The organism is Paraburkholderia sp. GW821-FHT02A12 (assembly GCF_059422005.1).
Genome location: NZ_JBWKWA010000001.1, coordinates 1,766,627 through 1,781,226 on the forward strand (window position 1 = coordinate 1,766,627; position 14,600 = coordinate 1,781,226).

A 14,600-nucleotide genomic window follows, 5' to 3' on the forward strand; every position below is an offset into this window, starting at 1 on the left:
CGGGCCGCAAGACAGGGAACGCGACTCACGCGGCGGGCACCTGCGAAAGGATGCAAATGGACATCAATTCAAGAGACTTTCGTGTGCGGGAAGGCGATGAGGTCGACTTGCGGAAGTGGCCGACGAAGACAGCGCCCATATACACGTCAAAGGAACACTATCAACGGCTTCTAGCGGAGCACGTGGCGCAGCTCAGCTCGCTGCAACAGCTTCTTTACGCATCCAACCGCTATGCTGTCCTGCTCATCTTCCAGGCCATGGATGCGGCGGGAAAAGATGGCGCGATCAAACATGTGATGTCCGGCGTGAACCCGCAAGGTTGTGAAGTATTCAGCTTTAAACATCCGAGCGCCGCGGAATTGCAGCACGATTTCCTCTGGCGTACTACCCGTGATTTGCCGGAACGTGGCCGGATCGGCATCTTCAACCGGTCCTACTACGAGGAAGTGCTGATCGCGCGAGTCCATCCGGAGATTCTCCGCAGCGAAGGCGTCCCGGGAGCGCTGCCCGATCGCAAGACCGTCTGGCACGAACGGTATCGCTCCATCACGGACCTGGAGCGACACCTCTATACAAATGGAACCCGCATCGTCAAGTTCTACCTCCATCTATCGAAAGACGAGCAGCGAAAGCGTTTCCTTCAACGTATAGATGAACCGGAAAAAAACTGGAAATTCAGCCTTGCGGACATCGAGGAGAGGAAGTTCTGGAATCAGTACATGACGGCGTATGAAGATTGCCTTAGCGCGACAAGCACAAAGGACGCGCCCTGGTACGTCGTTCCCGCCGACGATAAAGAGAACGCGCGCCTGATCGTATCGCAAGTTCTTGTCGATACGCTCCAGGAACTCAAAATGACTTACCCCAAAAGCACCGCAAAGCGCCGACAGGAGTTGCAAGCCATCCGCAAGCAACTCGCGAAATAACCCTGTCCGCGACCTTGCCTCATTTCGGTTTCACGAGCCGATGCTTCTCGAAGCGGCTGAAGATTTCCTGATCCATGCTCGAATGAGAAAGAGGTCCATGAGCACGGGCGCGGAGGTGACGCAGGTCAACAACCTGGACACCTTCAATGCCTGGTCTGAAGCGTAGGGTGAGGCTGACCGGCGTTTTTGCAGAGTCGTGCGGCCGCCAGCCTGATGCAGTGCAAATAGCGTGTTTCTCCTGGGGGGCGGCGCATGACACACTTCGATGTCTTCAACGGTGACGCAGACGGAATCTGCGCGTTGCATCAACTGCGTCTGGCGAACCCGATTGCGTCTTCGCTGATCACCGGCGTCAAGCGTGAGGTCGCGTTGCTCCGCCGTGTTACGGCTCGGCGGGGCGATTCCGTGACGGTGCTGGACATATCCCTTGACGCAAATCGTGTCGCGTTGCGTGCGTTGCTCCGGCAGGGCGTCGACATCGAGTACTTCGACCATCACTCTGCTGGAGCGATTCCCCGGCGCACCAACCTGACCGCACACATCGATACGGCGCCAGACATATGTACCAGCATGCTCGTAGATCGTCATATCGGCGGACAACACCGGCTCTGGGCTGTCGTCGGCGCCTTTGGCGACAACCTCTCGCATGCCGCACATACGCTCGCGCAGGGCTGCGATCTCCGACCTGAGCAAATGCAGCAGCTGCGTGAACTTGGCGAGTCGATCAATTACAACGCCTATGGCGACAACGAGGCGGATCTCATGATCTCGCCCGCCAGGCTGTACGAAGCGGTGCGTCTTTATCGATGTCCCTTCGATTTTGCGGCGAACGAGCCAATCGTGCAGGCGTTAGGTGAACAAATGCGGCGCGACCTGGATCTGGCGCTGCAGTTGCGTCCCCACGCCGCGCTGTCCTGCGGGACGATATACGTGTTGCCGTACGAGGCGTGGACACGTCGCGTGCATGGGATACTCTCCAATCATCTGGCGACGAGTTTCCCCGATCTTGCCCATGCGGTCCTGACCGAGGATGCGCGAGGGGACTATACGGTGAGCGTGCGTGCGCCGCTCACTTCGCCGTATGGTGCCGACGAGCTCTGCCGGCGGTTTGCGAGCGGCGGCGGGCGAGCGGCAGCGGCCGGCATCAATTCGCTTCCGCGCAATCGCTTGCAGGAATTCATGCGCGCGTTCGAGACGCTGTTTCGCGCCAGACATATGGAGCCGGACTGAACTTCCTCTGGGCGGATGCGGGACTCCGCGTGCGACGGCATCTCACGCCAATGCCAGTCGTCAGTCGATCTTGCGTGACTCGTTCTGATCGGCTTTCCGCGAATCGGGCGGGCCGCCAGCCTGCTGGAACGCGGCCAACTGATCGGTTTCCCGGCTCACGCGTAGGACGTGGCCCGAATGGCTACCGTATCTACGATGACGCCGCAGCGGAACGGCTGCGGCAAATTCAACTGGCGCAGCGGCTCGGTGACTTATATTTTGCTTTTAACCGTGCCATGAATCGTTCGTGACAATCTGAACATAGCCTAATGGTTGTCAGGACGGTTTTCGTGTTCATTGCCGCCGCGTGCTTCTCCACCGTGCTGTGCGGGCGGAGAGCCGCCGCCGTGCATCTGCGGTGCACCCATCGCATTAGCAGGGCCTGGCGCTGGCTGAAGACCGGGCTGCGGCCGAGCCTGAGGCTGAACCTGCGGCCGAACCTGAGGCTGAACCTGAGGCTGAACCTGAGGCTGAACCTGAGGCTGAACCTGAGGCTGAACCTGAGGCTGAACCTGAGGCTGAACCTGAGGCTGAACCTGAGGCTGAACCTGAGGCTGAACCTGAGGCTGAACCTGAGGCTGAACCTGAGGCTGAACCTGAGGCTGAACCTGAGGCTGAACCTGAGGCTGAACCTGAGGAGCGCCGCGACGCTCCCGCGGCGTTTCCGGCGCACGACCATACGCAGGTTCACGACCGGGCGGCGGCCCCGGCGGTCGACCGACGTCACCGCGAACCGGCGGGGGGCCTCCACGCGCGGGCGGCGGGTGATTTGCCCAGCGCGCCGCATCGTGGTACCACGGGCGGCCACGGTAATGATGGCCCCAGTAGGAATCGACCGAAAATACGACGACAGGCAGCCCGATCTGCACGCCATAAGTCATGACCAGAACATTCGCACCCTGGTACGGATAGCTGAGACTCCCGCCGTAGACCCATCCGCGCAAGTCGGGCGCCGCGACGTCGCACCAGCTGTAACCCTCGACGCAGCCCATCACCGTGAGCGGCACGCCTTCCGGCACCTCGGCTACCACCGGGTAATCCGGTGCTGGACCGGCGTAGACGTACACGGGCGCATTCGTATACGCCTGGACCTGCGCGAAAGCTGCGCCGGAGAGCGCCATCAGGCAGACACCGCCTGCGACGGCTCGGATGACAAAGTGCTTTTGCATGATTCCTCCCAAGCGGAACGCTGTTTCCCGGGCCTTGCCGTTCAGTCTTTGCAAAAGCGACGCAAATGGGCGGCATGCCGTTGGCGATCCGGCGATGGAGCGGTGCCATGTCTGACGTTTCTTCGGCGTGGCTCAGCGGTATTCAGGTGTTCAGCGTCGAACCAGACAGGGCCTTGTACTGTCGCCGGCTCCTTTCCTTGCGACTCTCGATGGAGACAGCAAGTTTCACGCTTCGTCACAAGACACCGGGTCAGGCTGCGCGAAGGGCCATGCCAAATAGCCTGATGCGGCGACATCGCTACATCAGGGCCAAATTTACGGCCCGACTCGCAGAATCAGCCCGGAAGAGATCTGCACCATCAGATAGTCGCCGCCGACGCCGACCCAGGAATAGCCGCGCGGAGGCGGAGCAAGCCGGTAGGCGCGCCAGTCATCGATCACATACTGTCGATCGCGGTATTCGGGAGGCAGACGATCACCCTTGCGCCAGTGTCCGGGCGCGTTCGCCGAGTTGCCCGGACCCTCGGGGTTGTGCCCAGGCGGAACCTGTTTCGGACCGTGCCCATCGGATCCTTGACCGTGATTACCCTTGCCGGGATTGTCATGGGGTGGTTGTGCAAGAGCGAGCGACGATGTCAGCATACCCGTGACCATCAGCGACGCGAGAAGTACGCGGGATTTCTTCATGACTTATCTCCTGTCAGATTCACAGCATGGGGGTCTGGGGAAGCAATGAAATGGACCATCGGGTTAAATCCAGTCAGGTCCGTATGTTGTCCGTATGTTAATGGCCGCAGCCAGTCGGCGCATAAAATCTTGATGGCGTCCTCGTACGCGTTGCCGCCGAGTACGATGTGACGCCTCCATTGGCTCCTGGCTCCCCGTGAGTCTGATAGCGGACGACCACAACTTCCATGCGCCTGGCTGCGATTCGGCAATTGGAACCACGTGCCGGCAAAAATGCCTTTGTCAATCTCCGCACTTCTTCATTCAGATGATCAGACCCGTTGGCCCATGAGGACAGTGGCCAGGGTGCCGGTATTATTCTCGGCCCGGGCTTCGAGTTCATCCAGTTGCCGCAGCAGGCTGTCCAGCGAGCGCAATTGCGCATTGGTCAGGTGCTGTGCATCGAGCAGTTGATGAAGCCGCCCGCGCCAGTAGGCGCCCGGCAGAATCGGTCCCGCGAGGTCTCCGATCATTGATGCGCCCATCACCCGCGCAAGATGTGCGATTTCGAGGTCGATTAACGTGGCCATGGCTTGTCTCGCAACGTGCGTTCTTGTTATGTAACAAAGAGCTACCACAACCCTAATCCAAATGCCGCGGATTAACAATTGGGTCGGTTATCAGTCGCCTCGCTAAAGCCGGGAGTCAGTCGTCCCAGAAGTCCATACTGCATCACGTGCAAACTGACATGCGGAATTTCGCCCTGCATGACAGAAAATGTAAAAAATTCTAGTTACTGGCTGTTGCAATTTGCTCGATCTGCTTACAAGGCGTTTCCGTATCCTTCAGCACACAACAATGAAGGAGGATTCCCCATGAAAACGATACTCAAGACGCTGACGTGCGTGCTGGCGTTTCCACTCGTGCTTGCCGGATGTGGAGGCGGAGGTGGCGATGGCGGCAGCACCGCCACCGGCACGCTCCATGTCCAGATGACAGACTCCCCGTCATGCGGTTTCGACCATGTCTATGTGACGGTCAGCAAGGTTCGTGTCAACACGAACGCGCAGGCTGCTGACACTGACGGCGGCTGGACTGACGTGGCATTGTCGAGCCCGCAGAAGATCGATCTGCTGTCGCTGACCAACGGCGTGCTGGCCGACCTTGGACAAACCGCATTGCCCGCCGGCCAGTATCAGCAGGTTCGTCTGGTGCTCGCGCAGAATCAGGGCAACACGCTGGCAAATTCGATTGTTCCGACCGGCGGCAGCGAGCAGCCGCTCGACACGCCAAGCGCCACGCAAAGCGGCTACAAGATCATCCGGCCGTTCACGGTTCAACCCAACACGCTGGTCGATCTCGTACTCGACTTCAACGCGTGCAAATCGATCGTCCAGAAAGGTAACGGCTCGTACAGTCTGAAGCCGGTCGTGACCGCGACGCCGACGGTCGTGAGCGGCACGATCTCCGGCTTCGTCGCGCCGGCCGAAGCGGGGGCTGCCGTTTATGCGGAGCAGAACGGCCACGTCATCAAGGGCACGGTTGCCGACAGCAACGGACAGTTCGTGCTAACGCCGCTCGAGCAGAGTTCAACCAACGGCAACTATGATGTCGTCATCGTCCAGAATAACGTTGCAACGGGTATCGTGCGCTCCGTGCCGGTCGTTGTGAATACATCGACGGTCGTGGCCACGTCGTCGGCACCGATCGTGCTGCCGGCCTCCGTCATGCACGTCGCAAGCGGGACAGTTCTGCCGGTTAGCGCGCAAGCCATCGTACGGGCACTGCAATCGATTAGCGGCCTCAACTACGAAATCACCAGCGCGAACGCCAATCTGGATAGCGGCGCCTACGCGTTGAACCTGCCAGCCGCCGCACCACTGACCGGCACTTATTCGGGGAGCCTGCCGGTCGCGCTGACCCCGGTCGCGAGCGTCGCTGGACAGTACATCGCAGAGGCCGATAGCGCGAGCGGGGCGACTCAGTCGTCCGCAGTCAATGTATCGACAAGCGATCAAGCCAACGTCAACTTCAGTTTCTAACGATCATCACGTAATGAAGGAAGGGCGTAAGCCCTTCCTCGGGGAACCCCATGAAAAAAATCTTCTGTCTCCTGATGGCGGGTGCCGCCCTGTTGGGCGGCTGTGCGCTGTATGTGCCTGATTCGCCGGGCGTGGTTGTCGTGCCGCAAGGCGGGCCCCAGGGTGGTCCGGGCAACGGCTTCTGTCCGCCAGGACAGGCGAAGAAGGGTAACTGCTGACGAGAAGAAAGATGGATCAACGAGGGCGCCTGCGGGCGCCCTCTGTGTTCCATCAGGTCGAATGGCTGATTGCGACGTGCTGACTGCGGTGAAGCTTCGCATTCACCCGCGCATGCGAGTGTGAACGCGCATGATCTGTGTGAGCCGCGTGAAGACTCTTACGGCTCGTTTGCGTGTCGGCGCGCAGCCACGGTTCCGGACGATCAGGGAGTCCAATGATAAACAACGATGCTGGAGCCGTTGTAGTCGTCCTTCGTCACCACGTACTCTCCGGTCGACCTTCGGTACGATCTAAGGCCGTACATCGAATCCACGTCATAGCCAACATAGACGGTCCCGGAGCTATTGTTGGTCAGCGTGATGTCCAGGTTGCCGGTGTTGAGATTGAAGGCGTCGATGTTGGGCACCGTGTGCACGTATCCGACGAAGAGATAGTTGCCCGTTGCCGTGATCGACTTGGGATTGGCGCTGGTGAGGTTGATCACCGGATTGGGAGCGGCGGTGTTGCCTGTGAGCCAGCCGTGATACACCTCGACCCTCGTTCCGATGGCCGTCCAGTCTGTGCTCCCGGCAATGCCCTGTGCCAGGATCATGGTGTCGCTTTCCGGCAGGTAGATGATCCGCGTTAATGGCGTGATCGTGCCCGGAATGGGAGTTGAAATTCCTGCTCCCCATGTCGGCTTGCCGTTGGCATCAAAGCTGACCAGCGGGTAGTGCCAGATGGCGTTCGTCTTGTCCAGGCCGGCCCAGATGTCTCCCTTGCTGTCGAGGCAGAATCCATCCCTGATCCTCGCAGTCGTATTGAACGCCGTGCCTGGAATCGAGGCGTCCGGTATGGCGACGTAGCCATTCGCAGCGTTGAAGTGGAAGAGGTAGAAGATGTCGGGATTCTGGCCGGCCGCCACGAGAATCCGGTTTGCGCCGATGGTGGCGAGTTGACCGAAGTGCTCACCGCGTCCAGGATCGTTGACGTTGATTCTTGGATCGGACGGATAGTCGATTGGATCGACGGTGTTCGCGACGAAGGTTCCTCCAGCGGCGCCGGTGTAGATGTTGGTGCCGCCGTAGAACCAGGCGCCGTCTGTACCTGGATCCGGAGCGCCGATCGCTTCGAAGTTGAGGGACTGAAGCTTCCATTGCAGGTTGCCGGAGGGACCGTAGGAGTGAATGTCCGTACCGCCGTCGCGGCCGAGGTCCCAGGTTCCGCCCCATGGATTGTTGAGCACATACAGATTGCCGGCGGAGTCTTTGCCGATGCCGGCGACGCGGGTGAACCGCTTGTCGCCGACCTGGCCTTTTATTCCAGCCGTGGTGTCGAGATATCCGCCCTGAATGCCAAACGTGCCGATCAAAACAGGCGTGCGCGAGACGTCGTAGATCTTGATGTTCATGTCAGGCCCCTCGTCGCCGATCATGAGACGCCCCGTCGCCGCGTCGAAATACAGTGCGGACGGTCGGGAGGCAACGGACATCTGGATGGCGTTAAGTGGCGCGCCGGCCGGATTGAATTCGAGGATCGTACCCGCGCTCTTCTGAGCAACCCAGATATTGCCGGCGCCGTCGACGGCGAGCGCGCCAGGGCCTGAGACGTTGATATCTTGCTGCCAGACACCGGCGGTGGTGTAGACCCGGACGCGATTTCCAGGAAGGTCGCTTGCATAAAAGAGTGAGCCCGATGTCGCGAGTCCGGTGATGACATCAGCCCGCTGCTCGGTCGTTGTCGCGCTGACTGGGATGACAAGGTCGCGCGTTTGACTCGCGCGGTTATATCGGCCTACCGCTCCACTGCCGTAAGTGGTGTTGTATTGCAAGGCGGCGAAGATGGAAGTTGCATTACCCGTAATGGCGCTGCCCTGAAACTCGCCGTGCCCCCCTATGGACCCCATGCTTTGACCGTTCTGGTATATCGCGACACCGCCCTCGTTTTCGTCCCACATGGAAGCCGTATAGATGACTCCCTCGGGCGCTATCCACATGGAACGCGCGACGCTGCCCACGCGGGTGGTGTTGGTCCCAAAGGTGTTCGCCACCCAGTCGGTGGTGTACTGCGCCTCAGATTCCGGCGCGATCGCGGCGATCAGGACTGCAGCAAGGAACGCCGCACAGATTCGTTTTATGACCATGATTGATGCTCTTCTATCCCCGGATAAGCTCGCGCTGGCGCGTATAGCCCCGTGTGCGCCCTTTACAAGCGGGCGAGGGCATGCCGGTGGCCATGTCCGCGTGGTGCGGACAACCAAAGGCTGCGTGACTACGGGGAAAGCATAGCCTTGCGCGGCAACGGCCATTGTCTTGAACAGGGGTGTTACTGCGGGCTAATTTGCGGGATTGGCAGTAGTCGGGCGACAGGAGGTGGCGGTTCAGTAAGGGGGATGCCGCTTGCGGATGTCGGGTAGCGCCCAACGGCTGGGTGCGGCATCGAGCGGCACGGTCAGGCCCGCAACAGTGCTACGACGACCTGGTGCGTACTGCGCAAACGACGGCCCTACCTAATCATCAGACGTTTCCGGCCGACGAATCTGAGTGACGTCAGAAGGACTTAGCAAAGTCGAATTAATGGGTTATCGATGTGGACTTCGTAACCGAAGATTCCGGTTTCTTCATACGGACGCGAAGCAGACGATGGAGTGCTGGTGCATCGTCGGCAGTGGCAATGCGGACTGTGTCTTTCATCATTGAGTCGCGGGGATCGGTTCAGTCGCGCGTTGCTTCAGCGGCGTACGACGCTTCGCCGTGCAAGAGCCCGCGTGCCAGCAAACGCACTGAGGCGAGGCGCTGCGCGGCGTCCGTCACCGGGTTGTCGACGATGAATTCATCGACGCCATAACGGTGTTGCAGTTCACCGAGCGCGTCATGGACAGCGTCGGGCGTGCCATGCACGATGTGCGTCTCACGCTCCTCGATGCGATGAGCGCCACCGCCTGCCTGGCGAACGAACTCTTCGGCCTGGGCCATGCTGCCCACCGTCACCGGCTGTTGGTCCCCGACCTGCACACGAAAACGCTGGGTGTCCGATGCGAGCCGTGCTGCTTCGGCAGTGGTTTCTGCAGCGATCACGGAGATGGCCAGCAGTGGCTTGCGCCCGTTCGATGCAACGCGATAGCGCTTGAAAGCGCGCTCGATCTCGTCCGGCGCGCCGTTGATGTGAGCCGCGTACACGAAGTCCCAGCCAAGACGAGCCGCGAGCGCCGCGCTATCGATGCTCGCTCCGAGCAGGAAAGGGCGTGCGGGCGACGGCGGCAGCGGCGTCGCCCGCAGAACGGAACCGAACTGTTCCTCACCGTCGACAGCGCCGTGTTCGCGATTCTCGGCGAGATAGCGGTCCAGCTCGAATGCGAGCGCCGCGAAATCCGGTTTGTGCGCGTGGTCGTGCGTCGATTGCAGCGCGCGCGTCGAAAGCGGCAAGCCGCCAGGCGCCTTGCCGATGCCGAGGTCGACACGCCCGGGTGCGAGCGAGGCCAGCAGATTGAAATTTTCCGCGACCTTGTACGGACTGTAATGCTGCAGCATCACGCCGCCTGAACCGATACGTATGCGACTTGTCCGCGCAAGGAGATAAGCGATCAGGATTTCAGGCGAAGGGCAGGCTAGCTGACTCGTGTTGTGGTGCTCAGCCAGCCAATAGCGCCGGTATCCCCACGCTTCGGCGTGACGCGCCAGGTCGACACTGCGCATCAGTGCCTGGGTCGGTGTCTCGCCTTGTGCGATAGGGCTCTTGTCCAGCAGGCTTAAGGCGTAGGCGGTCATTGGAATTTCTGGAAGTACGACATGTGTCGGGCTCGCGCGGCCTGGTGAGCCGATATCTGATTAGTACGACGATAGTATTTCGCCGTGAACGGCAAGGTCAAACAATCAAGAAGAATAAGTAAAGACAAAAAGATTTGTTCAACGCGGCTACGCGAACAGATGTTTAGTGGAGCCAACATCGATACACTCGGGAGCCGTACCCGGTAACGCTATTTTCGTGTGAGTCACGTATAACCGAAGACTTTTCGACCTTTCGATTCGGTTATCGGCAACTCGGTCCAACCTCGAGTTGCCGGCACTGCCATAGGACCTGACATATGCGCCTGAATCCGATCGTCAGCGAAATCGACTTCGATGCGCCTGGCCGGCACGGCGGCTATCTGCGTCTTCCGCACTCGGTGCATCGTTCCGCATACGGCTGGCTGCCACTACCCGTTGTCTCGATACGAAATGGAAGCGGGCCGGTCGTGCTCTTGATGGCAGGCAATCACGGCGACGAATTCGAAGGGCAAATTCTCGCCTCGCAACTCGCGCGCGAGATCGATCCCACCCATGTGACCGGGCAAATCATCGTGCTGCCGGCTGCCAATGCGCCCGCGGTGGAACAGGGGCTACGGACGTCTCCGATAGACGATGGCAACCTCAACCGCGCGTTTCCCGGCGACCCGCGAGGGTCGCCCACGCAAATCATCGCGCACTACATCGAGCACGAACTGCTCGCGCGTGCCGACTATCTGATCGATCTGCATTCGGGCGGCAGTTCACTGCTTTATCACGGCAGCAACATGCTTGCGATCGAGCCGCGCGACGAAGCCGAGAAAGCGCGGCTGGTCGATTTGCTGAATGCATTCGGCTTGCCGAACGCCTTCATTCATCGCGAGAATCCTGTGCACGCGGCGGCAGCGGCGCGTCGTCAAGGCGCGCTATCCATCACGACTGAACTGGGCGGTGCGGGAACGGTCAACCCCGCGTTGATTCGTGAGGCGCGACAAGGGCTGCTGCATTTTCTCGGCCACGTCGGCCTGCTGCATGGGTCACTCGTGCCGGAATCGCCACCTGCGAGCACGCGTTTCAGACGGGTTGCCGGCGCGCGCCATTACGTCTATGCCTACGACAGCGGCGTCTATGAGCCGCTTGTCGAACTGGGTGAACGCGTGAGTCAGGGGCAACCCGCTGCGCGAATTCATTTTCCCGATACGCCATGGCGCGAACCCGTGATCCGCCATTTCGACAGTGACGGTGAAGTGGTCTGCAAACGGGTGCCCGCGCTGGTCCGAAGAGGCGATTGTCTGTTTCATCTTGCCGAGGATGACGCGTCGTTCTCCGCTGCGCTTGCGCGGTGATGACGTTCCATTGACGCATGCGATGCGCCGATAACGTAAAAAGATGCGCGAGCAGTCGAACAGATAACGAAAAACGTTCGCCACGGCGGCGCCATATTCATATACCAATTGCTTGTTTAGTCGCCGAACGACTGCGCGCTATCGTATGAACTCCCGAAGACAAGCCGGTAAGCCGGTCGATCATCATGAGTTTTAGTGTTGTCGATACCACTCCGCTCGATCCGCTCGCCGGACCTTTGTTGAGCGCGTTACAGCGTGAGTACGCCACGCGTTATGCGTCGTTTCACCAGGATAACGGCGAGTCGGCCGCGCAGGAAATCGCGCGTTATCCGGCCGAGGCATTTGCGCCGCCTGAGGGCGCATTCATTCTGCTGGTGCGGGACGGCGAGGCGATCGGGGGCGGCGCGTTCAAGCGCTACGACGCACGCACCGCCGAACTCAAGCGTGTCTGGACGCGCGACGATGTGCGCCGCCAGGGTCTCGCGCGCCGCGTCGTGCATGAACTCGAACAGCGCGCGCTCGCTCAGGGCTACACCCGCGTTTATCTGACGACAGGCTTCCGGCAACCCGAAGCGTGGGCGTTGTACGCGAATGCCGGCTACGCCAGCCTGTTCGACACATCGTTGCCGCCTGAGGTGCATGTTCATCTGCGCTACGGAAAGGATCTCCTCGATCCTGGCCGTATCGATACCCTCGACGATCTTCGTGCCAACGAAGCCGACCTCGCAAGCCGATAAACCCACCTGCAATTCCCATGGAGCAAATGACGATGAGATTGCGCGCGCATCTTGCAGCGCTTGTATTGGCGGGCGTGACCGGCTTGACGGCCGGCATCGCTCCAGCCCTCGCCGCGGCGCCGGGGTTCGATCTGAGCCCGGCGCAACAGAGCCGGATTCGCGGCACGCAGGACCCGGCCGCCATCAAGGCCGTACCCTCGAACTTCGCCTTCGTTGGGAAGAATGCGTTGACGGTGGGCATCGTCGTTGGTCATCCGCCGATCAGCACCTATGCGAGCGATGCGAAGACGGTAGTCGGATTCGACCCGGATCTCGCGCAACTGATAGCGGACAGTCTCGGCAAGCATCTCGACGTCGTGATTCTCGCGTGGCCGGACTGGCCGCTGGCGCTCGCGTCGGGCAAGGTCGACGTGGTGATTTCCAACGTCACGGTGACGGAAGAGCGCAAGGCGAAGTTCGACTTCTCGACCTACCGGCAGGATCAGCTCGGCTTCTATGTGAGAACCGACAGTCCGATCAGGCAAATCACGGAGCCGAAGGACGTCGCCGGTCTGCGGATCATCACCGACGCCGGGACCAATCAGGAAAAGATTCTGCTGGAGTGGGACCGGCAGAATGTCGCGCGTGGACTCAAGCCCGTTTCCGTGCAGTACTACGACGACGATGCGGTGAGGTCCGTCGCGCTGCAGTCGGGACGGGCGGACGCAATCTTCAGCGTCAACGCGGTGCTTGCCTACGATGCAGCGAGGCGAGGCAAGACGCGCCAGGTCGGCACGTTGAGCGGCGGCTGGCCGCGCACGGCGGAGGTTGCAGTGACGTCCCGCAGGGGCAGCGGTCTTGCCGATCCGCTCACCATCGCGCTGAACGACCTCATCCAGAACGGACAGTATCGCGCGGTGCTCGCGCGCTGGCATCTCGAGTCCGAGGCGATCGGGCGGGCGGCGACCAATCCGCCGGGTTTGCCGAAGTCGTGACGCGCCGTATGCACGCATCGGGACGCATCAGCCTTCGGCGTACCGCATCAGCGTAATTCGCGGCAACCGAGCAGTAGTGAGCGCGCCGGGCGGTTTTCTCGCGAGCGCAAATGCCTAGCCCGCTTCAATTTTTCCTTCTGTCTGGGGAACGACATCATGAGCAAGAAGCACATCCCATTCGGCATCATGCTGCAAGGTGCCGGCAGCCACATGAATGCGTGGAAACATCCCGCCGGCCCCGTGGATGCCAGCGTCAATCTGGATTTCATGATCAGGACGGCGCAAAAAGCGGAAGCCAACGGCATTGCGTTCGCATTCGTCGCGGACGGTCTCTATATCAACGAGAAATCGATCCCGCATTTCCTGAACCGCTTCGAGCCCATTTCGATCCTGTCGGCGCTCGCTACCGTTACGTCGAAGATCGGTCTGGCGGGTACGGTTTCAACTTCATATAGCGACCCGTTCACAGTCGCACGTCAGTTCGCATCGCTCGATCTGATCAGCGGCGGCCGCGCCGGTTGGAACGTCGTCACGACGCCGCTCGAAGGCACCGCGAAGAACTACGGTGGATCGCATCCGGAACACGCGTTGCGCTATGAAATTGCGGACGAGTATCTGAGCGTCACACAAGGGCTGTGGGACAGCTGGGACGACAACGCATTCGTGCGCGACCGCGAGCGTGGCGTGTTTTTCGATCGCGACAAGCTGCATGCGCTGAACCACCAGGGCAAGTTCTTTCAGGTAGCGGGTCCGCTCAACATCCAGCGTTCGCCGCAAGGGCAGCCGGTGATATTCCAGGCTGGCTCGTCGGATGCGGGTATCGAATTGGCGGGTAAATACGCCGATGCGGTGTTCACGCATTCGGTATCGGTCGAAGAGACGCGGGTGTTCGCACAGCATGTCAAGGACAGCGCCGAGGCGCATGGGCGCAGCCGCGATGACGTAAAGATCTTCCCCGGTATCGGTCCGATTGTCGGCGCCACGCATGAGGAAGCCGAAGCAAAGTACCGGGCAATTCGCGATCTGCTCAATATCGATGAAGCGCTCGCCTATCTGGGCCGCTTTTTCGATCACCACGACTTTACGCAGTACCCGCTCGATGCCCCGTTCCCTGAACTCGGCGATATCGGCAGGAACAGCTTCCGCTCGACGACCGATCGCATCAAGGCCGATGCGCGCAACAAGGGGCAAACCTTACGCGAGGTCGCGCTCGAAGTCGCGACGCCGAAGACACATTTCCTCGGTACGGCGGAACACGTGGCCGATGAACTCATTCGCTGGATAGACGCAGGTGCCGCCGACGGATTCATTCTTGGCTTCGCGGTGCAGGCCCAGGGCCTCGACGATTTTGTCCGCTACGTGATTCCTGAGTTGCTGCTGCGCGGCCGTTACGAGACAACGCTCGCGGGTGCGACGCTGCGCGACCATCTTGGCCTGCCACGCAAGGAAAGCCGTTACACGCTCGCCGAGCCTGCATAAACGGGCACAAAGCGGGCACAAAGCGGGCAC

13 protein-coding genes are annotated in these 14,600 nt (G+C 60.5%); 8 read left to right on the top strand and 5 right to left on the bottom strand.

All coding sequences use genetic code 11. The annotated features are described in order from the left end of the window. Positions 1 to 56: 56 nt before the first annotated feature. Positions 57 to 926: an ADP-polyphosphate phosphotransferase gene (locus tag AC07WT_RS07880; RefSeq protein ID WP_494946637.1), complete on the top strand. Its 870-nt coding sequence runs from the start codon at positions 57 to 59 to the stop codon at positions 924 to 926. A gap of 252 nt (positions 927 to 1,178) precedes the next feature. Continuing rightward, positions 1,179 to 2,156 carry an acetyltransferase gene (locus AC07WT_RS07885; protein ID WP_494946638.1) on the top strand — a complete coding sequence of 326 codons (978 nt, stop codon included), beginning with the start codon at positions 1,179 to 1,181 and terminating at the stop codon, positions 2,154 to 2,156. A 305-nt stretch (positions 2,157 to 2,461) separates the two neighbouring features. On the opposite strand, the gene AC07WT_RS07890 is transcribed toward AC07WT_RS07885, so the two are convergent. The 3 genes from AC07WT_RS07890 to AC07WT_RS07900 form a co-directional block, all read right to left on the bottom strand. Beyond that, a complete protein-coding gene (locus tag AC07WT_RS07890; RefSeq protein WP_494946639.1) occupies positions 2,462 to 3,364 on the bottom strand; it encodes an SH3 domain-containing protein in 903 nt (300 codons plus the stop codon). A gap of 315 nt (positions 3,365 to 3,679) precedes the next feature. Further along, positions 3,680 to 4,051: an RcnB family protein gene (locus AC07WT_RS07895; protein ID WP_492590288.1), complete on the bottom strand. Its 372-nt coding sequence runs from the start codon at positions 4,049 to 4,051 to the stop codon at positions 3,680 to 3,682. 311 nt (positions 4,052 to 4,362) lie between these two features. Beyond that, positions 4,363 to 4,620 (bottom strand): hypothetical protein, encoded by a 258-nt coding sequence (locus AC07WT_RS07900; protein ID WP_494946640.1) that lies wholly within the window; start codon positions 4,618 to 4,620, stop codon positions 4,363 to 4,365. Between the two features lie 285 nt (positions 4,621 to 4,905). On the opposite strand from AC07WT_RS07900, the gene AC07WT_RS07905 reads away from it, so the two are divergent. Both AC07WT_RS07905 and AC07WT_RS07910 read left to right on the top strand, forming a co-directional pair. Next, positions 4,906 to 6,072, top strand: coding sequence for a DUF4382 domain-containing protein (locus tag AC07WT_RS07905; RefSeq protein ID WP_494946641.1), 1,167 nt, complete (start codon positions 4,906 to 4,908; stop codon positions 6,070 to 6,072). A 50-nt stretch (positions 6,073 to 6,122) separates the two neighbouring features. Then, positions 6,123 to 6,290 carry a hypothetical protein gene (locus AC07WT_RS07910; RefSeq protein ID WP_211610459.1) on the top strand — a complete coding sequence of 56 codons (168 nt, stop codon included), beginning with the start codon at positions 6,123 to 6,125 and terminating at the stop codon, positions 6,288 to 6,290. A 203-nt stretch (positions 6,291 to 6,493) separates the two neighbouring features. Here the strand turns inward: AC07WT_RS07910 and AC07WT_RS07915 are convergent, their stop codons facing one another. Then, positions 6,494 to 8,413, bottom strand: a complete 1,920-nt coding sequence (locus AC07WT_RS07915; RefSeq protein ID WP_494946642.1) for an NHL repeat-containing protein — start codon at positions 8,411 to 8,413, stop codon at positions 6,494 to 6,496. Between the two features lie 571 nt (positions 8,414 to 8,984). Next, positions 8,985 to 10,037, bottom strand: coding sequence for an MsnO8 family LLM class oxidoreductase (locus AC07WT_RS07920; RefSeq protein ID WP_494946643.1), 1,053 nt, complete (start codon positions 10,035 to 10,037; stop codon positions 8,985 to 8,987). Between the two features lie 317 nt (positions 10,038 to 10,354). Between AC07WT_RS07920 and AC07WT_RS07925 the strand changes: the two genes are divergently transcribed. The 4 genes from AC07WT_RS07925 to AC07WT_RS07940 all read left to right on the top strand — a co-directional run bounded on the left by AC07WT_RS07925 (position 10,355) and on the right by AC07WT_RS07940 (position 14,570). Beyond that, positions 10,355 to 11,380: a succinylglutamate desuccinylase/aspartoacylase family protein gene (locus AC07WT_RS07925; RefSeq protein WP_494946644.1), complete on the top strand. Its 1,026-nt coding sequence runs from the start codon at positions 10,355 to 10,357 to the stop codon at positions 11,378 to 11,380. A gap of 185 nt (positions 11,381 to 11,565) precedes the next feature. Next, positions 11,566 to 12,117, top strand: coding sequence for a GNAT family N-acetyltransferase (locus tag AC07WT_RS07930; RefSeq protein ID WP_494946645.1), 552 nt, complete (start codon positions 11,566 to 11,568; stop codon positions 12,115 to 12,117). A gap of 32 nt (positions 12,118 to 12,149) precedes the next feature. After that, entirely contained in the window at positions 12,150 to 13,091 is a 942-nt protein-coding gene (locus tag AC07WT_RS07935) for an ABC transporter substrate-binding protein (protein WP_494948397.1), read from the top strand. 156 nt (positions 13,092 to 13,247) lie between these two features. Next, positions 13,248 to 14,570 (top strand): LLM class flavin-dependent oxidoreductase, encoded by a 1,323-nt coding sequence (locus AC07WT_RS07940; RefSeq protein WP_494946646.1) that lies wholly within the window; start codon positions 13,248 to 13,250, stop codon positions 14,568 to 14,570. The last annotated feature ends 30 nt before the right edge of the window (positions 14,571 to 14,600 follow it).